The 25454-nt window shown below is 57.7% G+C and carries 25 protein-coding genes, 1 tRNA gene and 1 pseudogene; 10 read left to right on the top strand and 17 right to left on the bottom strand.

Annotated features, from left to right (window positions below):
• Positions 1-131: 131 nt before the first annotated feature.
• From QMN93_RS22325 to QMN93_RS22315, 3 genes are all read left to right on the top strand, one after another.
• Positions 132-596 (top strand): phage tail protein, encoded by a 465-nt coding sequence (locus QMN93_RS22325; protein ID WP_023309232.1) that lies wholly within the window; start codon positions 132-134, stop codon positions 594-596.
• Positions 593-1747, top strand: a complete 1155-nt coding sequence (locus QMN93_RS22320) for a phage late control D family protein (protein WP_193140051.1) — start codon at positions 593-595, stop codon at positions 1745-1747. The genes QMN93_RS22325 and QMN93_RS22320 overlap by 4 nt, the downstream gene beginning before the upstream one ends.
• A gap of 67 nt (positions 1748-1814) precedes the next feature.
• A complete protein-coding gene (locus tag QMN93_RS22315; RefSeq protein WP_029741756.1) occupies positions 1815-2015 on the top strand; it encodes an ogr/Delta-like zinc finger family protein in 201 nt (66 codons plus the stop codon).
• A gap of 81 nt (positions 2016-2096) precedes the next feature.
• On the opposite strand, the gene QMN93_RS22310 is transcribed toward QMN93_RS22315, so the two are convergent.
• Positions 2097-2172 (bottom strand) — tRNA-Ile (locus QMN93_RS22310).
• A 125-nt stretch (positions 2173-2297) separates the two neighbouring features.
• Here QMN93_RS22310 and mug point away from each other — a divergent pair.
• Positions 2298-2804 carry a G/U mismatch-specific DNA glycosylase gene (mug, locus tag QMN93_RS22305; RefSeq protein WP_029741755.1) on the top strand — a complete coding sequence of 169 codons (507 nt, stop codon included), beginning with the start codon at positions 2298-2300 and terminating at the stop codon, positions 2802-2804.
• Positions 2805-2906: 102 nt separating this feature from the next.
• Here the strand turns inward: mug and rpoD are convergent, their stop codons facing one another.
• The 3 genes and pseudogenes from rpoD to rpsU form a co-directional block, all read right to left on the bottom strand.
• The gene (gene rpoD, locus QMN93_RS22300) at positions 2907-4754 is read right to left on the bottom strand and encodes an RNA polymerase sigma factor RpoD (protein WP_023309228.1); all 1848 of its coding nucleotides are present in this window, start codon (positions 4752-4754) and stop codon (positions 2907-2909) included.
• Between the two features lie 95 nt (positions 4755-4849).
• Positions 4850-6653 (bottom strand): annotated as a pseudogene (gene dnaG, locus QMN93_RS22295) (DNA primase).
• Between the two features lie 115 nt (positions 6654-6768).
• A complete protein-coding gene (gene rpsU, locus QMN93_RS22290) occupies positions 6769-6984 on the bottom strand; it encodes a 30S ribosomal protein S21 (RefSeq protein ID WP_001144069.1) in 216 nt (71 codons plus the stop codon).
• A gap of 236 nt (positions 6985-7220) precedes the next feature.
• Between rpsU and tsaD the strand changes: the two genes are divergently transcribed.
• Positions 7221-8234 (top strand): tRNA (adenosine(37)-N6)-threonylcarbamoyltransferase complex transferase subunit TsaD, encoded by a 1014-nt coding sequence (gene tsaD / locus QMN93_RS22285; RefSeq protein WP_029741753.1) that lies wholly within the window; start codon positions 7221-7223, stop codon positions 8232-8234.
• Positions 8235-8278: 44 nt separating this feature from the next.
• On the opposite strand, the gene ureG is transcribed toward tsaD, so the two are convergent.
• From ureG to QMN93_RS22240, 9 genes are all read right to left on the bottom strand, one after another.
• Complete coding sequence (gene ureG, locus QMN93_RS22280; protein WP_193140049.1) at positions 8279-8896, bottom strand: urease accessory protein UreG; 618 nt, start codon at positions 8894-8896, stop codon at positions 8279-8281.
• A gap of 9 nt (positions 8897-8905) precedes the next feature.
• Positions 8906-9580 carry an urease accessory protein UreF gene (locus QMN93_RS22275; protein ID WP_193140046.1) on the bottom strand — a complete coding sequence of 225 codons (675 nt, stop codon included), beginning with the start codon at positions 9578-9580 and terminating at the stop codon, positions 8906-8908.
• Complete coding sequence (locus QMN93_RS22270) at positions 9580-10119, bottom strand: HupE/UreJ family protein (protein WP_032659887.1); 540 nt, start codon at positions 10117-10119, stop codon at positions 9580-9582. The genes QMN93_RS22275 and QMN93_RS22270 overlap by 1 nt, the downstream gene beginning before the upstream one ends.
• Positions 10120-10128: 9 nt before the next feature.
• On the bottom strand, positions 10129-10593 hold the full coding sequence (gene ureE / locus QMN93_RS22265) for an urease accessory protein UreE (protein WP_193140153.1): 465 nt from the start codon (positions 10591-10593) through the stop codon (positions 10129-10131).
• Positions 10594-10602: 9 nt separating this feature from the next.
• On the bottom strand, positions 10603-12306 hold the full coding sequence (gene ureC, locus QMN93_RS22260) for an urease subunit alpha (RefSeq protein WP_193140044.1): 1704 nt from the start codon (positions 12304-12306) through the stop codon (positions 10603-10605).
• Positions 12299-12613 carry an urease subunit beta gene (locus tag QMN93_RS22255; RefSeq protein WP_045404057.1) on the bottom strand — a complete coding sequence of 105 codons (315 nt, stop codon included), beginning with the start codon at positions 12611-12613 and terminating at the stop codon, positions 12299-12301. The genes ureC and QMN93_RS22255 overlap by 8 nt, the downstream gene beginning before the upstream one ends.
• Before the next feature lie 10 nt (positions 12614-12623).
• Positions 12624-12926 (bottom strand): urease subunit gamma, encoded by a 303-nt coding sequence (locus QMN93_RS22250; protein WP_069303322.1) that lies wholly within the window; start codon positions 12924-12926, stop codon positions 12624-12626.
• A 10-nt stretch (positions 12927-12936) separates the two neighbouring features.
• Positions 12937-13764 (bottom strand): urease accessory protein UreD, encoded by an 828-nt coding sequence (locus QMN93_RS22245; protein ID WP_193140042.1) that lies wholly within the window; start codon positions 13762-13764, stop codon positions 12937-12939.
• Between the two features lie 145 nt (positions 13765-13909).
• Positions 13910-14923 carry an alpha/beta hydrolase gene (locus QMN93_RS22240; protein WP_064673324.1) on the bottom strand — a complete coding sequence of 338 codons (1014 nt, stop codon included), beginning with the start codon at positions 14921-14923 and terminating at the stop codon, positions 13910-13912.
• 147 nt (positions 14924-15070) lie between these two features.
• Between QMN93_RS22240 and QMN93_RS22235 the strand changes: the two genes are divergently transcribed.
• Positions 15071-15493 (top strand): MarR family winged helix-turn-helix transcriptional regulator, encoded by a 423-nt coding sequence (locus tag QMN93_RS22235; RefSeq protein WP_069303320.1) that lies wholly within the window; start codon positions 15071-15073, stop codon positions 15491-15493.
• Between the two features lie 40 nt (positions 15494-15533).
• On the opposite strand, the gene QMN93_RS22230 is transcribed toward QMN93_RS22235, so the two are convergent.
• Positions 15534-17000: an MFS transporter gene (locus tag QMN93_RS22230; protein WP_047060359.1), complete on the bottom strand. Its 1467-nt coding sequence runs from the start codon at positions 16998-17000 to the stop codon at positions 15534-15536.
• Positions 17001-17085: 85 nt separating this feature from the next.
• Complete coding sequence (plsY, locus tag QMN93_RS22225; RefSeq protein WP_048974922.1) at positions 17086-17706, bottom strand: glycerol-3-phosphate 1-O-acyltransferase PlsY; 621 nt, start codon at positions 17704-17706, stop codon at positions 17086-17088.
• A 107-nt stretch (positions 17707-17813) separates the two neighbouring features.
• On the opposite strand from plsY, the gene folB reads away from it, so the two are divergent.
• Together folB and bacA are read left to right on the top strand one after the other, a co-directional pair.
• Positions 17814-18182, top strand: coding sequence for a bifunctional dihydroneopterin aldolase/7,8-dihydroneopterin epimerase (folB, locus tag QMN93_RS22220; RefSeq protein ID WP_045888206.1), 369 nt, complete (start codon positions 17814-17816; stop codon positions 18180-18182).
• 105 nt (positions 18183-18287) lie between these two features.
• Positions 18288-19109: an undecaprenyl-diphosphate phosphatase gene (gene bacA / locus QMN93_RS22215; RefSeq protein WP_033146670.1), complete on the top strand. Its 822-nt coding sequence runs from the start codon at positions 18288-18290 to the stop codon at positions 19107-19109.
• Positions 19110-19119: 10 nt separating this feature from the next.
• Here the strand turns inward: bacA and QMN93_RS22210 are convergent, their stop codons facing one another.
• Positions 19120-20361 (bottom strand): multifunctional CCA addition/repair protein, encoded by a 1242-nt coding sequence (locus QMN93_RS22210; RefSeq protein WP_064673389.1) that lies wholly within the window; start codon positions 20359-20361, stop codon positions 19120-19122.
• 60 nt (positions 20362-20421) lie between these two features.
• Positions 20422-21042, bottom strand: coding sequence for a TIGR04211 family SH3 domain-containing protein (locus QMN93_RS22205; protein ID WP_024906484.1), 621 nt, complete (start codon positions 21040-21042; stop codon positions 20422-20424).
• A gap of 229 nt (positions 21043-21271) precedes the next feature.
• Between QMN93_RS22205 and QMN93_RS22200 the strand changes: the two genes are divergently transcribed.
• Together QMN93_RS22200 and glnE are read left to right on the top strand one after the other, a co-directional pair.
• A complete protein-coding gene (locus QMN93_RS22200; RefSeq protein WP_193140040.1) occupies positions 21272-22573 on the top strand; it encodes an inorganic triphosphatase in 1302 nt (433 codons plus the stop codon).
• A gap of 21 nt (positions 22574-22594) precedes the next feature.
• A complete protein-coding gene (glnE, locus tag QMN93_RS22195) occupies positions 22595-25450 on the top strand; it encodes a bifunctional [glutamate--ammonia ligase]-adenylyl-L-tyrosine phosphorylase/[glutamate--ammonia-ligase] adenylyltransferase (RefSeq protein WP_193140038.1) in 2856 nt (951 codons plus the stop codon).
• Positions 25451-25454: the final 4 nt, after the last annotated feature.

The following is a 25454-nucleotide window of genomic DNA, read 5'->3' as shown; positions in this document are numbered from 1 at the left end:
GGTAAGCAGAGTTTTTGAAATGTAAGGCCTTTGAATAAGACAAAAGGCTGCCTCATCGCTAACTTTGCAACAGTGCCGGATAAAGCGAGACGGCAGCAATCCAGCTTTATGTATGGTTGAGGAGAGAAAAAATGTTAATGGTGCTGGGTCTGTTTGTCTTTGAACGACGAACCTTACCGTATCAGTCAATGATATTCACAAAAGACTACCGCTGGGCATCCAGCGCTCGCATCGGGAAACCCAAAGCCTGGCAGTACCTTGGCGAAGGTGAGACATCCTTTAGCCTCTCCGGCTTACTTTACCCGGAACTCACGGGAGGGCGGCTTTCCCTCAAGGCGGTTGAGCTGATGGCAAATGAGGGGCGGGCATGGCCGTTGATAGACGGTACCGGCATCATTCACGGCATGTTTGTCATTGAGAAAGTCACGCACACGCATTCGGATTTTTACAGTGACGGTACCGCCCGAAAAATTGAGTTTACCCTGTCGCTAAAACGCGTGGACGAATCGCTGATGACGACGTTTGGCGACCTGCGAACGCAGGCCTCAGAGCTGGTGGAAAGCGCACGGAATAGCATTGGAGGGCTGGTGGGATGATCACCGAAATGAATATCCGGGCGGGTGGGAAAATCGCCCCTGATTTTATGCTTAAGCTTGACGATCGTGATATCACGCAAAACTTCAGCCATCGTCTTATCAGCCTGACCATGACCGACAAACGGGGGCTGGAAGCCGATCAGCTGGATATTCTGCTGGATGATTCCGACGGGCTGCTGGACTTGCCTGCCCGGGGGGCAAGGCTGTCCTTATGGCTGGGATGGGAGGGTACCCCGCTCGAGGAGAAAGGGGACTTTACGATTGATGCGATTCATTTCCGGGGCGCGCCGGACACGCTGACCATCCAGGGATTCAGCGCAGATTTTCGTGGAAAGCTAAACGTGCGGCGCGAACAGTCGTGGCATGACACGACGATTGGCGCGATAGTCGATACCATCGCTCAGCGTAACCAGTTGACCGCCAGCGTCGCGTCGGGGCTTGCATCCATCGCCATCTCTCATATTGACCAGTCTCAGGAGACAGACGCGGCGTTCCTCTCCCGCCTTGCTGAACGTAATGGAGCATTTGTTTCAATCAAAGCCGGGAAGATTATCTTTATGAAAGCGGGCCAGGCCGTGACGGCCAGCGGCACTCCGCTTTCCTTAATGGTGATTGAACGTGGGGATGGCGATAAGCACCTTTTTTCCATAGCTGACCGTGAAAATTATTCCGGCGTAACGGCCAAATGGCTGCAAACGCGTGACCCCAAACAACAAAATCCTCAATTGAGTATTGCTCGTCAGTCCGGAGGGCAGCAGACAGAAGCACTGCAGCACCCGAATGCCGCCGCACCGGTAGCAGGAGCAGCAGGCAAGGAGCAGAAACCACAAGAGAGGCTGGTGGGATCGGCGGAGAACGTATTTGAGCTCACCACGGTTTATGCCTCTGAAGAGCAGGCGCTCAGGGCTGCAGAGGCGAAGTGGCGCGCGCTTCAGCGGGGAACCGTAGAGTTTTCCATCCAGCTTGCCCTGGGACGCGCCGATCTGTTCCCCGAAACGCCGGTACTGGTAAACGGTTTTAAACGCATCATCGACGAGCAGGCGTGGATCATCAGCGAGGTGGTGCATACCCTCAACGATAGCGGATTTACCACGCAGCTTAAGCTTGAGCTGAACGTCAGCGGCGAAAAATTTACTGTTGATAGTGAGTAATGTAGTTGCTATTGGTTTTATTTTGGGTATTATTGATTCACAAAATGTGAATCAAGTGGAGGGGTACATGTTTCATTGTCCTAAGTGCAAGCACTCTGCGCATGCGCGTACCAGTCGCTATCTAAGTGAAAATACCAAAGAGCGCTATCACCAGTGCACCAATGTAGACTGCAGCTGTACGTTCGTGACGATGGAGTCCGTGGAGCGCCTGATCGCGACCCCGGGCGCCTCTGAGCGTGTCCGAACGGCTTCGCTAAACCACGGTTAGCGGCTGCGTTGCCGGCTCAAAAAATCAATAAAAAAGCCACTCAATTGAGTGGCTTAATCATATGATTCTAAAACTAAAATTTGGTGGCCCCTGCTGGACTTGAACCAGCGACCAAGCGATTATGAGTCGCCTGCTCTAACCACTGAGCTAAGGGGCCGTGGCGGTGAATTATAAAGTAACTCCCCGCAGCAATCCAGCCATTCACACCTGCCTGCTGTTTTTATAAACAATGCATAATCAATCCTTTATACTTCCCTGACGATGTATCGAGCGGGAGTAAAGATGATCAACGATATTCTGGCCCCTGGCCTGCGGGTGGTGTTCTGCGGAATCAACCCGGGTAAGTCCTCGGCGCACACCGGTTTTCACTTTGCCCATCCGGGCAATCGCTTCTGGAAGGTGATCTACCAGGCCGGGTTTACCGACAGGCTACTCAAGCCCGAAGAGGAACAGCATTTGCTGGACACGCGCTGCGGAATTACCATGCTGGTCGAGCGGCCTACGGTACAGGCGAGTGAGGTTAACCTGCATGAGCTGCGCAGCGGCGGGCGGGAGCTGATCAAGAAGATAGAGGATTATCAGCCCGCCGCGCTGGCGATCCTCGGCAAGCAGGCCTACGAGCAGGCGTTTAGCCAGCGTGGAACGCAGTGGGGCAAGCAGAGCATCATGATTGGCGTTACGCAGGTTTGGGTGCTGCCGAACCCGAGCGGGCTCAACAGGGCGACGCTGGATAAGCTGGTGGAAGCGTATCGCGAGCTGGATGAGGCGCTGATGGTGCGGGGGCTGTAATCCTCTGAGGCCTGATGCCCTCACCCTTACCCTTTCCCACAGGGAGAGGGAATAAACAAAAAAAAAGCTCCCCGAAGGGAGCTTTTTCACTGTCAGGACCGATTAGTCGTCCAGGAAGCTACGCAGTACTTCAGAGCGGCTTGGATGACGCAGCTTACGCAGCGCCTTCGCTTCGATCTGACGGATACGTTCGCGGGTAACGTCGAACTGTTTACCCACTTCTTCCAGCGTGTGGTCGGTGTTCATATCAATACCGAAACGCATACGCAGGACTTTTGCTTCACGGGCGGTCAGGCCAGCCAGAACGTCGTGCGTCGCAGCGCGCAGGCTCTCGGTGGTCGCAGAGTCCAGCGGCAGCTCGAGGGTGGTATCCTCAATGAAATCACCCAGATGCGAATCTTCATCATCACCGATTGGTGTTTCCATGGAGATTGGCTCTTTGGCGATCTTCAGCACTTTACGGATCTTGTCTTCCGGCATCAGCATGCGCTCGGCCAGCTCTTCCGGCGTCGGTTCGCGGCCCATCTCCTGCAGCATCTGGCGGGAGATACGGTTGAGCTTGTTTATGGTCTCAATCATATGCACCGGGATACGGATGGTGCGCGCCTGATCCGCGATAGAGCGGGTGATAGCCTGACGGATCCACCAGGTTGCGTAGGTGGAGAACTTGTAACCACGACGGTATTCAAACTTATCTACCGCTTTCATCAGACCGATGTTGCCTTCCTGAATCAGATCCAGGAACTGCAGACCACGGTTGGTGTATTTCTTGGCGATAGAGATAACCAGACGCAAGTTCGCTTCAACCATCTCTTTCTTCGCACGGCGGGCTTTCGCTTCACCGATGGACATACGACGGTTGATGTCTTTAACCTGCTCGATGGTCAGGCCGGTCTCTTCTTCAATCTGATGCAGTTTCTGCAGGCCGCGATGCACATCGTCCTTCACGTCGTGCAGTTTTTCGGACCACGGCTTGTTCATCGCGATAGCCGCGTTGAACCAGGTTTCGCTGGTTTCGTTGCCGGTGAAGAGGGTGATGAAGTTCTTCTTCGGCATTTTGCACTGCTCAACGCACAGCTTCATGATGATGCGTTCCTGGGTACGTACGCGATCCATCATCACGCGCATGCTGTTCACCAGGTAGTCGAACTGTTTTGGCACCAGGCGGAACTGTTTGAAGACTTCAGACAGCTTCAGGATCTCTTCCTGAGCGGCGGCATGGCTGCGGCCTTTCGCTTTGATGGTGTCACGCGTCACTTCGTACTGGGTACGCAGCTCGGCAAACTTCTCACGCGCCAGCTCCGGGTCGATGCTGTTGTCATCGTCCGCGGTGTCGTCGTCGCTCTCTTCCTCATCTTCGTCTTCGTCATCATCCATCTCTTCCTGAGACAGTTCAGAACCGACGTGAGTGGCGGTAGGCGCCATATCTTCTTCAGCGTTCGGGTCGACAAAACCGGTGATCAGGTCAGACAGGCGCGCTTCTTCCGCTTCAACGCGATCGTACTGCTCCAGCAGATAGGTGATCGCTTCCGGGTACTCGGCAACAGAGCACTGAACCTGGTTGATCCCGTCTTCGATGCGTTTTGCGATGTCAATTTCGCCTTCGCGGGTCAACAGTTCAACGGTACCCATTTCGCGCATGTACATGCGGACCGGGTCAGTGGTACGCCCGATTTCAGATTCCACGCTGGACAGTACCTGTGCAGCAGCTTCTTCCGCATCTTCGTCAGTGTTGTTGGAGGTTTCAGCCAGCAACAGATCATCGGCATCCGGTGCTTCTTCCATCACCTGAATGCCCATGTCATTGATCATTTGGATGATATCTTCGATTTGATCTGAATCGACGATATCTTCCGGCAGATGGTCATTGACCTCGGCATAGGTCAGATAGCCTTGCTCCTTACCACGTTGGACAAGAAGTTTCAGCTGTGACTGCGGGTTTTGCTCCATAAGACGGTATCCACACTTAATTCGTTTGATTGGTGTCGGCGATGGGGCTGCCAACCTTTAAAGCGAGGGCGTACTTATATTTTTGCCGCTGCCTCTCAGTGCGGCTGCCGGGGGCTTCCCGATCGATATTCGGCACTTAAGCCGTTAAATTTTTTATTTCTTCGCCAGTTCCTGGTTAATCATCCAGAGCTCCCGGCGTTCTTCGCTGCTTAAACCGTGTGTGCGCTCGCGAGCAATCAACTCTTCCTGGCGCAGCTCAAGCATCGAATCAAACATATGGTTGAGTGAGTCGGTGAACGTTTTTTCTGCAATGTCCTTATCTGCTATATCGTCCCACATCGACAATTTTTCAAGGGTAGCGGCCTCTTTTGTGCCGCGATAATGCTCTAAAAGTTGTCCGGTGGTCAGACCTGGCTGAGACAAACACGTATTGACCAGTTCTGAAAATAAGCCAAGTCCGGGCAATTTTTCGTGGTTTAAACCCGCCAGCGACGGCACCTGCGGCGCAAGCTCGGGGTTTTGGACCAGCAACCCTATCAGTATACGCATGGTTGTGCGTTTTAGCTGAGGCGCGGGCCGAACCGCACCGTTTTCAGCTTGTTTTGGCATTAAACGTTCAAGCTGGCTGTCATCCAGAATGCCGAGCTTGTTGCCTAACTCCTGACGCAGATAGATGCGAAGCGTTTCGCCGGGCACCTGGCTGATTAACGGCAACGCCAGCGTACTGAGCTGCGCGCGCCCGTCAGGGGTACTCAAATCGACCTGCGGCATCAGGCTGTTAAACAAAAACGTGGAGAGCGGCTGAGCCTGGTCCATCCGCGCTTCAAACGCCGCTTTGCCCTCTTTACGCACCAGCGTATCCGGGTCTTCACCGTCGGGCAGAAACATAAAGCGTAGCTGACGCCCGTCGGTCATATAGGGTAGCGCGGTTTCCAGCGCGCGCCAGGCGGCGTCGCGCCCTGCGCGGTCACCGTCGTAACAGCAGATGACGTTGTTGGTCACCCTGAACAGCAGTTGAATATGATCGGCGGTGGTGGACGTCCCTAACGACGCAACCGCGTAGTTGATGTCGTACTGCGCCAGGGCCACGACGTCCATATAGCCTTCGACGACCAGAAGACGCGGAGGTTCCGCATTATTCTGCTGCGCCTCATAAAGGCCGTACAGCTGGCGGCCCTTATGGAAAATATCGGTTTCCGGGGAGTTGAGGTATTTCGGCAGGGCATCACCCAGCACGCGACCACCAAAACCAATTACCCGGCCACGCTTGTCGCGGATCGGGAACATCACCCGTTCGCGGAAGCGGTCGTAGCTTCGTCCCTGGTCGTTGGTGACCAGCATGCCTGCATCGATGAGAGACTTACGATCTTCGCTATTGCCGCCAAAACGCTTTAACACGTTGTCCCAGCCGGGCGGGGCGTAACCAATAGCGAAACGCGCAATGACATCGTCGCTCAGTCCGCGCTTGTTCAGATACTGACGCGCAGGCTCAGCCGCAGAGTGCTTAAGAGACTGTTGGTAAAACGAATTCAGGCCATCCATCAGTTGATACAGCGTTTGCCGTTGATGGCGCTCGATCTGACTTGGCCCACTGCCTGCTTCATACGGCACTTCAAGGTTATGCATCGCCGCCAGCTCTTCGACGGTTTCAACGAACTCGAGCTTGTCGTAGTTCATCAAAAAATCGACGGCATTACCGTGTGCGCCACAGCCGAAGCAATGGTAGAACTGCTTTTCACCGTTTACGGTGAAGGAGGGGGTTTTTTCGTTATGGAACGGACAGCACGCATGGTAGTTCTTGCCCTGCTTTTTTAGCTTTACCCGCGCGTCGATGAGATCGACGATGTCGGTTCTGGCAAGCAGGTCATTGATGAAAACGCGTGGGATTCTTCCGGCCATATGCCCCGTTATTTTTAGTGACTCATAAACGAAAACAAGCCGCGCATTCCTTCCGGAAGCACGGCCTTACGACTATTACTCTGTCTGTCAATTGAGGGCTGAGGCCCTCAACCAATTAGTACAGACGAGTACGGCGTGCGTTTTCGCGAGCCAGTTTCTTCGCGTGACGTTTCACAGCGGAAGCTTTAGCGCGCTTACGTTCGGTCGTTGGTTTTTCATAAAACTCACGACGACGAACTTCAGCCAGAACACCTGCTTTCTCGCATGAACGTTTGAAGCGACGCAGTGCTACGTCGAACGGCTCGTTTTCACGTACTTTAATTACCGGCATGTAACTCTCACCTTTAATAAATTCGGTTTGCCGCTGGCATCAACGCCAGCTTATTTCAAAATGGTGCGGAATTTTACTGCAAATGCTGCTGCTTTGTAAAGCACCGATGCGATTTTGAAAGGGACTTTAATAAGGGTGAGGAGTATACACGAGCCTTCTTCCTGGGGCGAACAAAGTTTTACATCAACCCGCCCAGGCTCTACACTGCGCGGTATTGAAACGAGGTAAAACAAGTCATGCGTGTACTGGGTATTGAAACATCCTGCGATGAAACCGGCATCGCCATTTACGACGACGAAAAAGGGCTTCTGGCCAACCAGCTGTATAGTCAGGTGAAATTGCACGCTGACTACGGCGGCGTCGTACCTGAACTGGCCTCTCGTGACCACGTGCGTAAAACGGTTCCCCTGATTCAGGCGGCGCTGAAAGAGGCCGGGTTGAGTTCAAACGATATCGACGCTGTGGCCTATACCGCAGGCCCGGGCCTGGTCGGCGCGCTGCTGGTCGGCGCGACGGTTGGCCGTTCGCTGGCGTTTGCGTGGGATGTGCCGGCGATCCCGGTTCACCATATGGAAGGGCATCTTCTGGCGCCGATGCTGGAAGAGAATCCACCTGAGTTCCCGTTTGTGGCGCTGCTGGTCTCCGGCGGTCATACGCAGCTGATTAGCGTAACGGGGATTGGCAAGTACGAGCTGCTGGGCGAGTCGATCGACGACGCCGCCGGTGAAGCGTTCGATAAAACCGCCAAGCTGCTGGGGCTGGATTATCCGGGCGGCCCGATGCTGTCAAAAATGGCGTCGCAGGGAACGGAAGGGCGCTTTGTCTTCCCGCGTCCGATGACCGACCGTCCAGGGCTGGATTTCAGCTTCTCCGGGCTGAAAACCTTCGCGGCGAATACGATTCGCAATAACGATGACAGCGAGCAGACCCGCGCCGATATCGCCCGCGCGTTCGAAGATGCGGTGGTGGACACGCTGATGATCAAGTGCAAGCGCGCGCTGGATCAGACCGGCTTTAAGCGTCTGGTGATGGCGGGTGGCGTGAGCGCTAACCGCACGCTGCGCGCGAAGCTCGCCGAGATGATGCAAAAGCGTCGCGGGGAAGTGTTCTATGCCCGTCCGGAATTCTGCACCGACAACGGCGCGATGATCGCTTACGCCGGAATGGTGCGCCTGAACGCGGGCGCAACGTCCGACCTCAGCGTGTCCGTGCGTCCGCGCTGGCCGCTGGCGGAACTGCCGGAGGCGTAATCCCTCACCCTAACCCTCTCCCACAGGGAGAGGGTATTATGGCCCTAAACCCGCAACATCCCTTTCTCTTCCAGAAACGCAATAATCGTCGCTAACCCGTCACCCGCCTTCAGGTTGGTAAAGGTCCACGGGCGCTCGCCGCGCATGCGGTTGGTGTCGCGCTCCATCACCTCCAGCGACGCACCGACGTACGGCGCGAGGTCGGTTTTGTTGATCACCAGAAAATCGGATTTGGTGATCCCCGGCCCGCCCTTGCGCGGGATTTTTTCCCCTTCGGCCACGTCGATCACGTAGATGGTCAGATCCGCCAGCTCCGGGCTGAACGTCGCGCTCAGGTTATCGCCGCCGCTTTCAACGAAGATCAGATCCAGATTGCCGAACTTCTCGCTTAACGCTTCCACCGCCGCCAGGTTCATCGACGCATCTTCACGAATGGCAGTATGCGGGCAGCCGCCCGTCTCCACGCCCACGATGCGCTCCGGCTCCAGCGCGCCCGCCTCGGTGAGGATGCGCTGATCCTCTTTGGTGTAGATATCGTTGGTCACCACCGCAAGATGATAGGCATCGCGCATCGCCTTGCAGAGCGCTTCCAGTAGCGCGGTTTTGCCCGATCCTACCGGGCCGCCCACGCCTACGCGCAGGGGATGTTTGTAATCAGCCATGTTGACTCCTCAGGAACGGAATAGTCGTGAATATTGGGTTTCGTGGCGCGCGGAGGCGATGGCGGACAGCGGCGTTGCTGCCCCCAGCGCGTCGTCGTTACGCAAAAATGCCTGTTCAAGTCCGGCGGCGTAATGGTCGCCCAGTTCGATAATCAGCTGCTGCGCGGCCTGTTGCCCAAACGGCACCAGCTTGACGCCCGCCATCACAGCACTCTCCATCCAGCTGTAGCCGAGGCTGAGCGCCAGCTCGCGCGCGCTAATGCCCCAGCGCACGCCGAGCCAGGCCATGCCGCAGAGCTGGCTTTGCATAAACAGCGGCAGCCATTCGTGCGGACAGTCAGGTTCCCAGCTCTTAATCAGCCGCGTAAACGCCGCTCCACGGTTGCGCTCCTCTTCGCGCAGCTCGCGCGTTTCCCGGCAGGCGAGAAGGTATGCCGTCCAGCGTTTTGCATTTGTAAGAGAGCGTTGCTCGCAGGCCTGATAAAGACGGATAAACAGCGGCAGATCGACGCAGAAAAAGCTCTGCTCCATCTGCTGGATTTGCCAGCGTTTGAACGCGTCGGCGTCGGTGACCCAGCCTGCCTCAACGGCCCACTCCAGCCCCTGCGACCAGGTAAACGACCCGACCGGCAGGCTGCTGCTGGAGAGCTGCATCAGGCGCAGCCTCTGGCGGGCGTGCTCCATCAGCTCATCAGCGCCAGCAGGGCGGAGACAATCAGCCCGCCGCCGAAGGTTTTACGCAGGCCGTCGTGACGGCGCAGCAGCAGCCCCGCGGCAAAGCTGGCGCACAGCACCGTGGCGCTGGCGAGCATAAAGCCGCTGGTGAAGAGCCAGAAGCTGTGGCCGGACATCTCCACGCCGTGCGCCCAGCCGTGGAACATCGCCAGGGCAGGTACCGCCAGCAGCAGACGGTTTTCAGTTTTAAACATCATCACGCCGGATACCGCCAGCGAGGCGATAATCAGCATCTCCATACCGCTGAAGCCGCCGAGCAGGCTGCCCGCAATGGCGCCGACAAGCATCATCCCGAGGGTGGCAAACGGCAGCAGGAGTTTGCGACCGCTCAGCGCCGAGAGTACGCCTGCGCCCGCCAGCATCAGCAGGTGATCGAGCCCGGTCAGCGGATGAAGAAATCCTGCCTGGAAGCTGTCCGTGCCGTGGCCGGGATGCGCGAGCGCGGGAACGGAAAAAGCCAGCAGTAACAGCGGTAAATACTTGCGCATGATGGATCCTTAATGTGAATGAGCGTGAGAATGGCTGTGGCTGTGGGCATCGCTGGCGTAAGCACCCGCTTCCGGTTCAAACGGCAGGCTGGCGTAGGCCACTTCCAGCCCGAACTGGCGCAGCATGTCGTCGAGAACGTGGTCGTGGTGATAGCGCAGCTCGCCGGGCATGATCTGCAGCGGCACGTGGCGGTTGCCCAGGTGGTAGCAGGCGCGGGCGAGCAGGAACGGATCGACGCAGCGCACCACGGAAACCGACTCCGGGGCGGCGATCACTTCGATGACCTCGCTGCCGTCGTCGGTCGTCAGCAGGTCGCCCCCGCGCAGCAGCAGGCCGCGCGGCAGCATCAGCCCGGCTTCGCGGCCGTCGTTCAGCGCTACGCGGGCGCGGCTTTTCACCCGCACGTCAATCGGCAGCGTAACGCTGGCGGTAATCGGATGCGCGTGGTCCAGGCGTTGGGTTAAATAGATCATCATCACTCCTTAAAACAGGAAATAGCGTTGCGCCATCGGCAGAACGTCAGCCGGTTCGCTGGTTATCAGTTCGCCGTCGACGCGCACCTCGTAGGTTTGCGAGTCGACGGTGATATTCGGCTGCAGGCCGTTGTGGATCATGTCCGCCTTTTTCACCGTCCGGCAGCCTTTCACCACCGCGGTGGCGCTCTGCAGGTTGAGCTGCTGCGGGATGCCGTTCGTACTGGCGGCCTGCGAGATAAACGTCAGTCGGGTAGCGTGGCGCGCGGCGCCCAGCGCGCCAAACATCGGGCGGTAATGCACCGGCTGCGGCGTAGGGATCGAGGCGTTGATATCGCCCATCGGCGCGCAGGCGATCATCCCGCCCTTGACGATGGTGGCGGGTTTGACGCCGAAGAACGCCGGAGACCAGACCACGAGATCCGCCAGCTTGCCCGCCTCAATCGAACCGACTTCATGGGCGATGCCGTGGGTGAGCGCCGGGTTAATGGTGTATTTGGCGACATAGCGCTTTACGCGGAAGTTGTCGTTATCGCCGGTCTCTTCCGGCAGGGCGCCGCGCTGGACCTTCATGCGGTGCGCCACCTGCCAGGTGCGGATAATCACTTCCCCGACGCGGCCCATGGCCTGCGAATCTGACGAGGTGAGCGAGAACGCGCCGATGTCGTGCAGCACGTCTTCAGCGGCGATGGTTTCACGACGAATGCGGGATTCGGCAAACGCTACGTCCTCGGCGATATCCGGATCGAGGTGGTGGCAGACCATCAGCATGTCGAGATGCTCGTCGATGGTATTGACCGTGTAGGGCAGCGTCGGGTTGGTGGAGGAGGGCAGAATATTTGGGTGCGCGCAGGCGGTGATGATATCCGGCGCGTGGCCGCCGCCCGCGCCTTCGGTGTGGAAAGTGTGGATGGTGCGCCCGGCGATAGCCGCCAGCGTGTCTTCGACAAAACCGGACTCGTTCAGCGTGTCGCTGTGCAGCGCCACCTGAATATCCATTTCTTCCGCGACTTCCAGCGAGCAGTTGATGGCGGCAGGCGTCGCGCCCCAGTCTTCGTGGATCTTCAGCCCGATGGCGCCCGCGGCAATCTGCTCGCGCAGGGCGTCCGGGCTGGAACCGTTACCTTTGCCGAGCAGGCCAATATTCACCGGCAGCGTATCGGCAGCCTGCAGCATGCGGGCGATATACCACGGCCCCGGCGTGCAGGTGGTGGCGTTGGTGCCCGCCGCCGGTCCGGTGCCGCCGCCGATCATGGTGGTGACGCCGGAAACCAGCGCCTCTTCCGCCTGCTGCGGGCAGATCCAGTGGATGTGGGTGTCGATCCCGCCGGCGGTAACGATCTTCCCCTCGGCGGCAATGACTTCCGTTGCCGCGCCAATCGGGATCGTCACGCCGGGCTGAATGTCCGGGTTCCCGGCTTTGCCGACGGCGAAGATCCGCCCGTCCTTGACGCCGATATCGGCTTTTACGATCCCCCAGTGATCGACGATTAGCGCGTTGGTAAGAACCAGATCCACGCAGCCGTCAGCGGTCATCTGCCCCTGGCCCATGCCGTCGCGGATCACCTTTCCGCCGCCGAATTTGACCTCTTCGCCGTAGACCGTGAGATCGTCTTCCACTTCGATCCACAGCTCGCTGTCGGCAAGCCGCACTTTATCTCCGGTGGTGGGGCCGAACATATCGGCATACGCCCGGCGCGAAATCTCAGCCATGTTTCACCTCGCCCATCACCTCGCCGCGAAAGCCGAAAATGCGCTGCGCCCCCGTGACCTGAACCAGCGTCACCTCCCGCTTCTGGCCGGGCTCAAAGCGCACGGCGGTGCCCGCCGGGATGTTCAGTCGGAAGCCTTTGGTGGCTTCCCGATCGAACTTCAGCGCCGGGTTGACCTCGTAAAAGTGATAGTGCGATCCGACCTGGATCGGCCTGTCGCCGTGGTTTTCGACAACCACACGTTGGGTTTCACGCCCGACGTTGAGGGCAATCGTTCCGGGCTGGATCTGGTATTCACCTGGGATCATCACGCGCTCCTTAGACGATCGGGTTGTGGACGGTGACGAGCTTCGATCCGTCCGGGAAGGTGGCTTCGACCTGAATATCCTGGATCATCTCCGGGACGCCCTCCATTACCTGGTCGCGCCTCAGGACGTGGCGGCCCGCCTCCATCAGCGAGGCGACGGTTTCGCCATCGCGCGCGCCTTCCATAATGAAGGCGCTGATCAGCGCGACCGATTCCGGGTAATTGAGCTTTACCCCGCGCGCGAGGCGGCGTTCGGCAACCAGCGCGGCGGTGAACAGCAACAGCTTGTCTTTTTCTCTGGGGGTCAGTTCCATAACGTTTCTCTTATGTCTGCCAGATACGCGGCGAACAGGCGTTTTTGGTGGTGAGAAGCGGGCGAAGCGACTGCCAGATGTCGCGCATCACCCGCTGGCAAATCAGGTTGTCGTCGGAGAGAAAACGCACCGACAGCAGATCGTCAGCGAGCGTTGCACCTGCATAATTTTCCAGCGGCGCGAGCCGTTCGCGCACCGCGTCGAGATGTTCTTCTTTGGCCGGGTAGAACAGCAGCGTGCCGAGCCATGGACGCCCGGCGACGGGCGTGAGATCGCCGTCGCTAAGATGCTGACGCTCAATCAGGCGCGGCTCGTCTTCAACCCAGATTTCAAGGCGGCTCTCCAGCGCGCCGTGGCTGAAGGTCTCGCTTATCACCGGGCGACCCAGGCAGTACAGCTCCCACGCAAGCAGCGTGCTGGAGGCCTTCAGGTGGAAGACGGAGCGCAGCGCGGCATTCGCGCCGGGGAAGATAATGGTGTCCTGCGGCAGCCACTCCAGCGTGGAATCTTCATCGAGGTAAAAATGCTGGTTCAGACGCGCCTGCGGGCCGCTGCTGCGATAGAACTTGCTGGCCCCGGGCATGGTGATGAGCGCGTGGCTTTTGGCATCCAGCCGAACGGAAATGTCCAGCGTATCGCCGCCCACGATCCCGCCTGGCGGGTGCAGCAGGTAAAGGTGGCAGGTTTCCCCTTCGGGGTAAAACGGACGTTGAACGGTGAGCGGCCCGACGTGGTGGGCAGAGTACAGGAGGGTTTTCTCAGGGGTGTGACAAAACTGCAGGGCAAGCGACGCCTGCCAGCCTTTATACGTATTATCAGTGACCTGAGCTGCTAACATGCTGCATCCATTTCCACACCATCGGGATACGTTTCAGTATGCCCTGGCGGAAATGAAGCCTGTCATACGAGTCGCTTATGGATGGGCGGGCAGGAGAAATAAAAAAGCACGGCCTGGGCCGTGCTCTGTATAAGCAATGACGATCCTACTTCAGGTGTTCATGCAACGCTGCACCTGCCTGCTCAAGGGCAACTTTCACCGTTGGCTCCTGGCTCAGCGGGTTAAGCAGGCCGTAGTCGTGGATCATACCGTTATAGCGCGTGACGGTCACCGGGACGCCAGCCGCATCCAGTTTACGCCCGAATGCTTCACCTTCATCCCGCAGAACGTCCAGCTCAGCTGTCTGGATCAGCGTTTCGGGGAAGCCTTTCAACTGCGCGGTGCTGGCGCGAAGCGGAGAGGCAAGAATATTGTTGCGATCGGCAGCGCTGGTGGTGTAGTTATCCCAGAACCATTTCATCATGTTTTTCGACAGGAAATAGCCATTTTCGAACTGGTTATACGAGGCAGTATCAAAGTTCGCATCGGTAACCGGCCAGAGCATGACGTTGTAGCGAATTTTTGGCCCATTGAACTGTTTGGCCTGCAGCGCCACCGAAGCCACCATGTTGCCGCCCACGCTGTTACCCACCAGACCCAGACGGCTACCGTCCACGCCAATTTCCTGACCGTGCCCGGCGACCCATTTTGTCGCTTCATAGGCCTGATTAATTGCTACCGGGAAATGGGCCTCAGGTGACGGAGTGTAATCGACGTAAACCGCAGCGGCACCCGAAGCGCGAACGAGGTCGCGGATTAAGCGTTCGTGGGTAGGGAAGTCACCCAGCACCCAACCGCCGCCGTGAAAGAACATAAAGGCGGGGAGCGTGCCGCTGGCGTTTTCAGGTTTCACTATTTTCAGTTTTATCGCCTGGCCATTTACCTGGATCGTTTTTTCAGAGACCTGAGCGGGCGGCAGTTTTGCGCCTTGCTGTGCGCCAATCAGTACCTGGCGGGCCTCCTGCGGGGTCATCTGTTCCATTGGCTTACCCTTGCCGGAATTCAAAACATTCAGAAATGCCTGTACGCCTGCGGTCGGGGCTGGGGTATTGGTGGTTTGTGCGGATGCCGCGGCTGACGCGAAGACGGAAGAAACCAGGATGGCGGTTAGTGTTTTCATGGTAGTGCCTCTTTAAGCGTATTTGATTGGATGAGATAACTAAATAGCGCGCTACTTAGTTGTTGGTATAATACTTGCGTGCAAGATACTTTTAGTCAAACATTATTTATAATTTTTTCAGGAAACCGATTCGGAGTTGATAGAAAAATGAAAGAAAACAAAACGCTAGACGACTTACTTTGCTTCTCGCTGTACTCGGTCACCAACGCGTTCGTTCGCCAGTATCGCCCTTTACTGCAAGAGATGGATTTGACCTATCCGCAATTCGTTGTTTTGATGGCGCTTTATGAGAAAGACAACATCCCACTTCGCGATCTCAGCGATAAGACGTTTTTTGATTCGGGCACATTGACCCCGCTTGTACAAAAGCTTGAGGCAAAAGGATTTCTCAACCGTATCGCGGTTGTAGGTGATGAAAGGATGAAAAATGTCGTACTGACCGATAAGGCCAAAGACCTGAAGAAACGGGTGATGGCTTTGCCGGACCATATTCGCTGCAGCATGCGGATGAATGACGATGAGCTTGAGACGCTAAAAAAACTCTCCCGGACGCTGCTCGACGATTTGTAAGAACCCTTCGGCGGGGTGAACCCACCGAAGTGATGTGTCGTTACCGGTAGTCCTCCGCATCCACGTCATACCCGGACGGCTCCCAGCGGATCGCCAGCAGCGACGCCAGGCCGATAAACGGCGCCAGCGCAATCACCCAGAAGACGGCGGTATCCAGCGACGCCACCAGCAGCGGGAACAGAAACAGCGACAGCGTCGAGCTGCTGCGCATCAGCGTCTGGTTGAGGCCCACGCCCACGCCGCGCAGCGAGGTCGGGTAGCTCAGGGAGGCGAACGTCATGGTATGCGCGCCCGGGCCGAAGCCCTGACCGAACAGGAACAGCGCCAGCATCGCCACAGCAAGCACGCCTTCAGAGACACCTTCCGGTCGGCCAATCAGCGCCAGGCCAAGCAATGCGACAAGCTGGCAGGCATAACCCGCAAGCGACATCCGCCAGGCGCCGAAGCGTGGTACGTAGCGTACCGCCAGCAGTCCGCCGACGAAGGCAAACAGCAGGTTAAGCGCCAGAGAAATGAGAATGGTGGTGAGCATCGACTGGACAAAGAAGCTGGAGATGATCACCGGCAGACCAAACGCCACGGCGTTATAGGCAAACGACGAGACGACGGAAAGCAGCGTAGCGAGCGTCGTGCGGCGCAAGTAGATGCCGCGGAACAGGTTCAGATAATTTGACCATTTCGCTTTATTCACGACAGGTGCGGGCTGGCCGAGCGCGTCCTGCGGCACGTGGGCATTGATGTTATACGACTGGCGTAAAATCGACGCCGCCTCTTTCAGGTTGCCCTGATTCGCCGCCCAGACCGGAGATTCGCTCATATAGCGGCTGCGGATGGCGATAATCACCAGCGCGGGCACCGCGCCAAAGCCGAGAATCAAACGCCACAGCCAGTCGCTGTGGCTCTCCGGCAGCACGGCGTAGAAGAAAAGCACCAGCAGGTAAGAGATGCTGATGGCGGCATACCAGGTGGGGCACCACATCGCGACGCTGGAGGCCTTATTTCCGGGCCCTTTCAGCCTGGCGAACTCGCTTAAAAACGCCATCGCCACGGGAAGGTCGATCCCGACCCCCAGCCCCATCACAAAGCGGGCGCCCGCGAGCACATATTCGTTCGGGGCCAGCGCACAGGCGATCGCTGCCACCACGAAGAACACCATATCAGCCATAAAAACGCGGTAGCGCCCGATTTTATCCGTGAGGTAACCGCCGAGCAGCGCCCCGACAATGGCGCCAAAGGTAATGGCCGAGGCCACCATGCCGGTACCGGCGGGCGTCAGGTTAAATTCGCGGGTGATGTCTTTAATGCCGAACGCCAGCGCGCCCAGATCGTAGGCATCGAGAAAAATGCCGCCCAAAGCGATTCCGACCACGATACGGGCGTTTGTCCGGCCCTGAGAACCGTCATTAACGAGGCGTGATACATCCGACGCGCTGCGCACCCACTGGATGTCGCCATCCGGGGTGCTTCCTGCCGTTGAAAGGGGAGTTGGTTCTGTGATTTCTGCCATTTTTCTTTTTGTGTGGTTGTGTTGTGTCTCTAACAGTTACCACAGGCAGAAGGTGACCAAAATCACATTTGGCTATAAGGCATAACTAACCCTTCGGAGCGTCTTTTTTCTTTCTCTTGAGCTTCGTCCATATTTTGGTCTCCTGACGACGCCACAGGCGCTGGATATTGTCGTGATGACGCAGCAGGATAAGACAGGAGAGCATCGACACCGGGAAGGTGAACTGGGGTTTGAACCACCAGACGTAGAACGGGGCGATCAGCGCGCTGACGATGGCGCCCAGCGACGAGTAGCCGCTCAGAAGAATGGTCAGAAGCCAGGTTCCGGCCATGACGCCGGTGAGATCCCAGCCGATAGGTGCAATCGCACCGAAGGCCGTCGCAACGCCTTTTCCGCCTTTAAAACCAAAGAAAATGGGCCAGATATGGCCAACGCAGGCAGCAATAGCAATGAGCCCCAGCCAGAACGGCGTAACGCCCAACGCATAGGCGCCCCAGACGGGCAGCATCCCTTTCAGAACATCAAAAATCAAAACCGCTACGGCTGCTCCCTTGCCGCCAATTCGTAGTACGTTGGTCGCCCCCGGATTCCCGGAACCATTTTCACGCGGGTCAGGTAACCCGGCAATGCGGCAGACCAGAATGGCGCTGGAGATTGAGCCGCAAAGATAGGCGAGGAGGATCATTCCAGGCGCGATTGCACTCATAACGCTGTTCCGTTTTGAAAATGTATCTGTATTCTCAGCATCTGTGGATAATACGCATAATTCGCCGGAAGTGGTATCCGGTTTAGCCAAAAAGCAGGCAGGTCGTGATGGATATTGTATTTATAGAGCAACTTTCGGTAATCACCACAATTGGTGTTTACGACTGGGAACAGACCATCGAGCAGAAGCTGGTGTTCGATATCGAAATGGGATGGGATAACCGCAAATCGGCAAAAAGCGATGACGTGAACGACTGTCTGAGCTATGCCGATATCAGTGAAGCGGTCATCGCCCACGTTGAAGGGCAACGTTTTGCGCTGGTCGAACGGGTGGCGGAAGAAGTTGCAGAATTGCTGCTGAAAAAATTCAACTCACCGTGGGTGCGCATCAAGCTGAGCAAGCCGGGAGCGGTGGCGCGCGCCGCCAACGTTGGCGTCATTATTGAGCGTGGCACAAATCTGAAAGGCAAGAATTAACGTCATAATTGCTAAACCATTTTAGGTTATACCGGTCTTAAAGCTGTATCTTTCACGGTAGCCGTTGGGGCGACCGTTTTTTTATATCTTTTTAGGGGTTTATAGATGAGCGATATGCACTCGCTGCTGGTGGCGGCAATACTGGGTGTGGTCGAAGGATTGACGGAGTTTTTGCCGGTCTCCAGTACGGGCCATATGATTATCGTTGGCCATCTGCTGGGCTTTGAAGGCGATACCGCAAAAACGTTTGAAGTGGTGATCCAGCTGGGGTCTATTCTGGCGGTGGTCGTAATGTTCTGGCGTCGCCTGTTTGGCCTGATCGGCATCCATTTTGGCCGTCCGCCTCAGCACGAGGGGGCCAGTAAAGGTCGTCTGTCACTGATCCATATTCTGCTTGGGATGATCCCTGCGGTGGTGCTGGGCCTGGTGTTCCACGACGCCATCAAATCGCTGTTTAACCCGATTAACGTAATGTACGCGCTGGTGGTGGGGGGCTTCCTGCTCATCGCTGCGGAAGTGCTGAAGCCAAAAACGCCGCGGGCGGAAGGTCTGGACGATATGACGTATCGTCAGGCGTTTATCATTGGCTGCTTCCAGTGTCTGGCGCTGTGGCCGGGCTTCTCGCGTTCAGGCGCAACCATCTCCGGCGGGATGCTGATGGGCGTAAGCCGTTACGCCGCGTCAGAGTTCTCGTTCCTGCTGGCGGTGCCGATGATGATGGGCGCCACCGTACTCGACGTCTATAAGAGCTATCACTTCCTGACGGCTGGCGACATTCCGATGTTCGCCGTCGGCTTCATCACCGCGTTTATCGTGGCGCTGATTGCCATTAAAACCTTCCTGCAGCTGATTAAGCGTATCTCGTTTATTCCGTTCGCGATCTATCGCTTTATCGTGGCGGCTGCGGTGTACGTGGTCTTCTTCTGACCGATGGCCCTCAGTCTTTCGGCTGAGGGCAATGCTTTTCCTTCCAGTCCGACACCGCCTGAATTCGCCGTTTCGTGAGCTCTTCGCGAATTTCCGGCCCTTTGAATCCCGCTTCGACAACGTCCTTCGTGGGCACCGCTTTCGCTACGTCCCAGGCTTTGCGCAGTAAGCGTCCCTGCGGGTAATCGCACGCTTCAAAACCGGTACGACCGCGCACGTCAGCTTCGCTGGTGAGCGCGATTTGCTCGACGCGCTGGGGTTTGCGCCAGGCGTCGATGTTATCGAAAAGTTTAACGATGGTGGCCGGTTTCAGGATAGGGAAGGTGTGGATCAGATCGTGGAACTCGGCCACCAGTTTCGCCAGATCGCGGATCTCGTTCGGCACGCGCAGACGCTGGCACAGCCCCTCGACCAGCTTCACCCCCGCCGGGCCGTGCCCGTGGTGGCGAGGCCAGAATTCTTTTGGCGTTAAGCCTTTGCCGAGATCGTGGCACAGGGTGGAAAAGCGCACGTCCACGTCAGGGCTGAGCATGGCCGCCATGCTCAGGGTCATCAGCGTGTGTACGCCGGTATCAATTTCCGGGTGCCATTTTGCCGGGGCAGGCACGCCAAACAGCGCGTCTATTTCCGGGAACAGCACCTTCAGCGCGCCGCAGTCGCGCAGGACCTGGAAAAAGACCTGCGGGTTGCGCGTGGTGAGCGCATTTTCCGTCTCTTTCCAGACGCGCTCTGGCGTCAGGTGTTCAAGCTCGCCCGCCTCGGTCATGGCGGTCATCAGCGCCATTGTCTCATCGGCAATACGGAAACTGAGATGGGCGTAACGCGCGGCAAAGCGCGCCACGCGCAGCACGCGGAGCGGATCTTCAGAAAACGCCGGGGAGACGTGACGTAAAAGACGGTTGCGCAGATCGTTCTGACCGCCATAGGCGTCAACGATCTGCCCGTGCTCGTCCTGCGCCAGCGCGTTGATGGTGAGATCGCGGCGCAGGAGATCTTGCTCCAGCGTCACGTCCGGCGCGGCATAGCAGGTGAAGCCCGTATAGCCCGAGCCCGATTTCCGCTCGGTACGCGCCAGGGCATACTCTTCACGGCTTTTCGGGTGCAGAAACACGGGAAAATCGCGGCCTACCTGCTGGTAGCCCGCGTCGAGCATCTCTTCAGGGGTGGCGCCAACCACAACCCAGTCTTTATCTTTGACCGGCAGACCTAACAACGCATCACGTACCGCACCACCGACCAGATAACTCTTCACGCCCAACTCTCCCGTTTTCTCTTTTCCAGAATAATACGTAAGTCTGGCAGAGAAGACGAATTAGTTCATCCAGCGGTCTTTACGCTTACGGCTTGGGATCAGATGCGGCAGCACCAGACCCAGTACCAGACCCACGCCCAGCACGCCGCCGCCATACATAAACCACTGCATGATAATGGTGCGCTGTTTGTCGTCGAGCTGCAGATTGGCGGCATTCACCTTCTTCTGCGCGACAATCAGCTCGTTTTTCAGTTTCTGGTTCTCTTCTTTCAGACCGTTAATCACCCCGTCGCTTTGCGCCACTTTCTGCTGCATTTCAGCGGTGCGCTGGTTCCAGGTGCCGTCGATGTTGTTCAGCTTGTCGGTCAGGGTCTTCACCTGGTTTTCCAGATCGGGAACGCGCGTGCGCAGGCTTGGCACGGTGCTCAGCTCTTTCAGCGGGATCCAGGAAGTGCGACCGGTACTGTCGCGCACCTGACCGTAATTGGTGTCCGCGTTGGTCTGTAACAGGGTGACTTCCTCGCCGGCATTCACCGTGCCCACGAGGCGATAATTATCTCCGGGGCCACTGCGTACCCAGGTGTTCAGTTCGTCAGAAACGTAACGCTTCTCTTCAGCGTGCACTGCGGTTGCGGCGCTAAAAGCGAGTAAAGTAAGTCCAATCAGGCGTAATTTAAGCATCATTAGTCGTTATTTTCATAAATAGTGGAACGATAGTAGTGGCAACAGTGTCTCTACGCAAAGCATTCGTCAGCAATCAGAATCATCTGTGTCACGACTCTATACATTTACGCCCGACAAATTGCTCATTGCATGGCAATTTGGCGCAAAATACTATGTACTGACAAACAAATGGCGAGGAAGTTCGCCCTCATTGACGCGTCTGTGACGCACGCAAAAGTACAAGGCTATGGCACAAGAAATCGAATTAAAGTTTATCGTCGAAAAAGACAGCGTTGACGCACTCCGCCAGCATCTGCATACGCTTTCCGGCGAACACCATGCACCGGTACAACTGCTTAATATCTATTACGAAACGCCAGACAACTGGCTTCGCCGCCACGATATGGGGCTGCGCATCCGCGGCGCGAGCGGGCGCTACGAGATGACGATGAAAATTGCCGGCCGCGTGGTCGGCGGTTTACACCAGCGCCCGGAATACAATATCGACATCAGTAAGCCAGAACTTGAGCTGGACCGTTTCCCGGCGGAAGTCTGGCCGGAAGGCGAGCTGCCTTCCACGCTGGCGGAGCAGGTACAGCCGCTGTTCAGCACTGATTTCTGGCGCGAAAAATGGCTGGTGACGGAAGGCAAAAGCCGCATCGAAATCGCCCTCGATCTGGGGGAAGTGAAGGCGGGTGAGTTCCAGGAACCGATTTGCGAACTCGAGCTTGAGCTGCTGGAAGGGAACGTAAATGACGTGCTGAAGCTGGCGCGCAGGCTGGTGAACCAGTCCGGGTTACGTCAGGGAAGCCTGAGTAAAGCCGCGCGGGGTTACCATCTGGCCGCCGGAAATGCGCCGCGCGTGCTGAAAGAGACGACCATCCTGCACGTTGCGCCGAAAGCCAGCGTTGAACAGGGCCTGGAAGCCGCGCTGGAGCTGGCGCTTTCTCAGTGGCAGTACCATGAAGAGCTGTGGGTGCGAAATGTGAAAAACGCGAAATCCCACGTGCTGGCGGCGATTGCCCTGGTACGCCATACCCTGACGCTGTTCGGCGGTATTGTCCCTCGCAAAGCGAGCGCTCACTTACGTGACCTGCTGACGCAAACCGAAACGCTGATGCTCTCCGACGTATCGGCGCAAACGGCGATCTACAGCCCGCAAGCCGCGACGGCAAAACTGGCGCTGACCGAGTTCCTGGTGACGCGCGGCTGGCGCGCCTTCCTGGATGCGAAAGCAGAGGCCAAAATCGCGGAAAACTTTAAGCGTTTCGCGGATATTCATCTTTCCCGTCATGCCGCCGAACTGAAGACTACGTTTGCTTACCCGCTGGGCGACCAGTATGGCGATCAGCTTCCCCGTCTGTCGCGCAACATCGACAGCATGGTGCTGCTGTCCGGTGCCTATGACGGCGTGAAGGCGCAGGCCTGGCTGGAGAACTGGCAGGGTCTGAAGCATGCCATTGAAACCCGCCAGCATATTGAGATTGAGCATTTCCGTAATGAGGCCATTTCGCAGGAGCCGTTCTGGCTGCACAGCGGAAAACGTTAACTCTGGCAAGGAACCCCTATAATGCCGCTTTCTTCACCGTTACAGCAGCAGTGGCAGACCGTTTGCGAACGTCTGCCTGAGTCATTACCGGCGTCATCGTTAAGCGAGCAGGCGAAGAGCGTGCTCGCCTTCAGTGATTTTGTGCAGGAAAGCATCACCGCCAACCCGGACTGGCTGGCAGAGCTTGAGAACGCGCCGCCGCAGGCGGACGAGTGGCGGCATTACGCCGGCTGGCTGCAAACCGCACTCGAAGACGTTGCGGATGAAGCCACGCTGATGCGCGTCCTGCGCCAGTTCCGCCGTCGGGTGATGGTGCGCATTGCCTGGGCTCAGGCGCTGGAGCTGGTGAGCGAAGAGAGCACGCTGCAGCAGCTAAGCGAGCTGGCGCAAACGCTGATTGTCGCCGCGCGCGACTGGCTCTACGCCGCCTGCTGTAAAGAGTGGGGCACGCCGTGCAGCGAGGAAGGGGTTCCTCAGCCGCTGTTGATTCTGGGGATGGGCAAGCTGGGCGGCTGCGAGCTGAACTTCTCCTCCGACATCGACCTGATTTTTGCCTGGCCCGAGAACGGCTCCACGCGCGGCGGCCGTCGCGAGCTGGACAACGCCCAGTTCTTTACCCGCCTCGGTCAGCGTCTGATTAAGGCACTGGATCAGCCGACGCAGGACGGTTTTGTTTACCGCGTGGACATGCGCCTGCGCCCGTTTGGCGACAGCGGACCGCTGGTGCTGAGCTTTGCCGCGCTGGAGGATTACTACCAGGAGCAGGGGCGCGACTGGGAGCGCTATGCGATGGTTAAAGCGCGGATCATGGGCGACAGCGACGACGCTTACGCCAACGAGCTGCGCGCCATGCTGCGCCCGTTCGTGTTCCGTCGCTATATCGACTTCAGCGTGATCCAGTCCCTGCGTAATATGAAAGGGATGATCGCCCGTGAGGTGCGCCGTCGAGGGCTGAAAGACAACATCAAGCTCGGCGCGGGCGGCATCCGCGAAATCGAATTTATCGTTCAGGTCTTCCAGCTTATTCGCGGTGGCCGTGAGCCGTCCCTGCAGTCCCGCTCGCTGTTACCGACGCTGAGCGCCATCGAGCAGCTGCACCTGCTGCCGGACGGCGACGCGCAAACCCTGCGCGAGGCCTATCTTTTCCTGCGCCGTCTGGAAAACCTGCTGCAAAGCATCAACGACGAACAGACCCAGACCCTGCCGGGCGATGACCTTAACCGGGCGCGCCTGGCCTGGGGCATGCGCGTGGACGACTGGGCGGCGTTAACCGAACGGCTGGATGCCCATATGGCAGGCGTGCGCCGCATCTTTAACGAGCTGATCGGTGATGACGAAAGTGAATCACCGGACGATGCCCTTTCCGAGCACTGGCGCGAGCTGTGGCAGGATGCGCTCCAGGAAGATGACACTACGCCGGTGCTGACGCACTTAACCGACGACGCGCGCCATCGCGTGGTGGCGCTGATCGCTGATTTTCGTCTTGAGCTGAACAAACGCGCCATCGGCCCGCGCGGCCGTCAGGTGCTGGATCACCTGATGCCGCACCTGCTGAGCGAGGTCTGCTCGCGGGCGGACGCGCCGGTGCCGCTGTCGCGCATGATGCCGCTGCTGAGCGGGATCATCACGCGTACCACCTATCTGGAACTCCTGAGCGAGTTTCCGGGGGCGCTGAAGCACCTGATTACGCTCTGCGCCGCGTCGCCGATGGTGGCCAACAAGCTGGCGCGTTACCCGCTGCTGCTGGATGAGCTGCTCGACCCAAACACGCTGTATCAGCCCACGGCGACGGATGCCTACCGGGACGAGCTGCGTCAGTATCTGCTGCGCGTGCCGGAAGAGGACGAAGAGCAACAGCTGGAGGCGCTGCGCCAGTTTAAGCAGGCGCAGATGCTGCGCGTGGCGGCGGCTGACATCGCCGGAACGCTGCCGGTGATGAAAGTGAGCGATCACTTAACCTGGCTTGCAGAGGCGATCATCGACGCGGTGGTCCATCAGGCGTGGGTGCAGATGGTGGCGCGCTACGGCCAGCCGAAACATCTGGCCGAACGTGAAGGACGCGGCTTTGCGGTCGTGGGGTACGGCAAGCTTGGCGGCTGGGAGCTGGGCTATAGCTCCGATCTGGATTTAATCTTCCTGCACGACTGCCCGGTTGACGTAATGACCGACGGCGAGCGTGAAATTGACGGGCGCCAGTTCTACCTTCGCCTGGCGCAGCGCATCATGCACCTGTTCAGTACCCGCACCTCGTCGGGCATTTTGTATGAAGTGGATGCGCGCCTGCGTCCGTCCGGCGCGGCGGGCATGCTGGTGACCTCGACGGAGTCCTTCGCCGATTACCAGAAGAATGAAGCCTGGACGTGGGAGCATCAGGCGCTGGTGCGCGCTCGCGTGGTGTACGGCGATCCGCAGCTCAAAACGCAGTTTGACGTCATCCGTAAGGACGTTCTGACGACGGTGCGAGAGGGCGCCACATTACAAACTGAAGTGCGCGAAATGCGCGAGAAAATGCGCGCGCATCTCGGCAATAAACACCGCGATCGCTTTGATATTAAAGCCGACGAGGGCGGGATTACCGATATTGAGTTCATTACCCAGTATCTGGTGCTGCTGCACGCCCACGATAAGCCGAAGCTGACGCGCTGGTCCGATAACGTGCGCATTCTGGAGCTGCTGGCGCAAAACGACATCATGGACGAGCAGGAGGCGCAGGCTTTAACCCGCGCCTACACGACGCTTCGCGATGAGCTTCATCACCTGGCGCTGCAGGAGCAACCGGGGCACGTGGCGCTGGACTGTTTTGCTCATGAACGTGCTCAGGTTACGGCCAGCTGGCAGAAGTGGCTGGTGGAACCGTGCGTAACAAATCAAGTGTGATATT

It is taken from the genome of Enterobacter sp. R-1.6.2 (genome assembly GCF_035064085.1).
Taxonomy (GTDB): Bacteria; Pseudomonadota; Gammaproteobacteria; order Enterobacterales; family Enterobacteriaceae; genus Enterobacter; species Enterobacter asburiae_B.
This window is presented reverse-complemented; position numbering and strand designations above follow the sequence as displayed.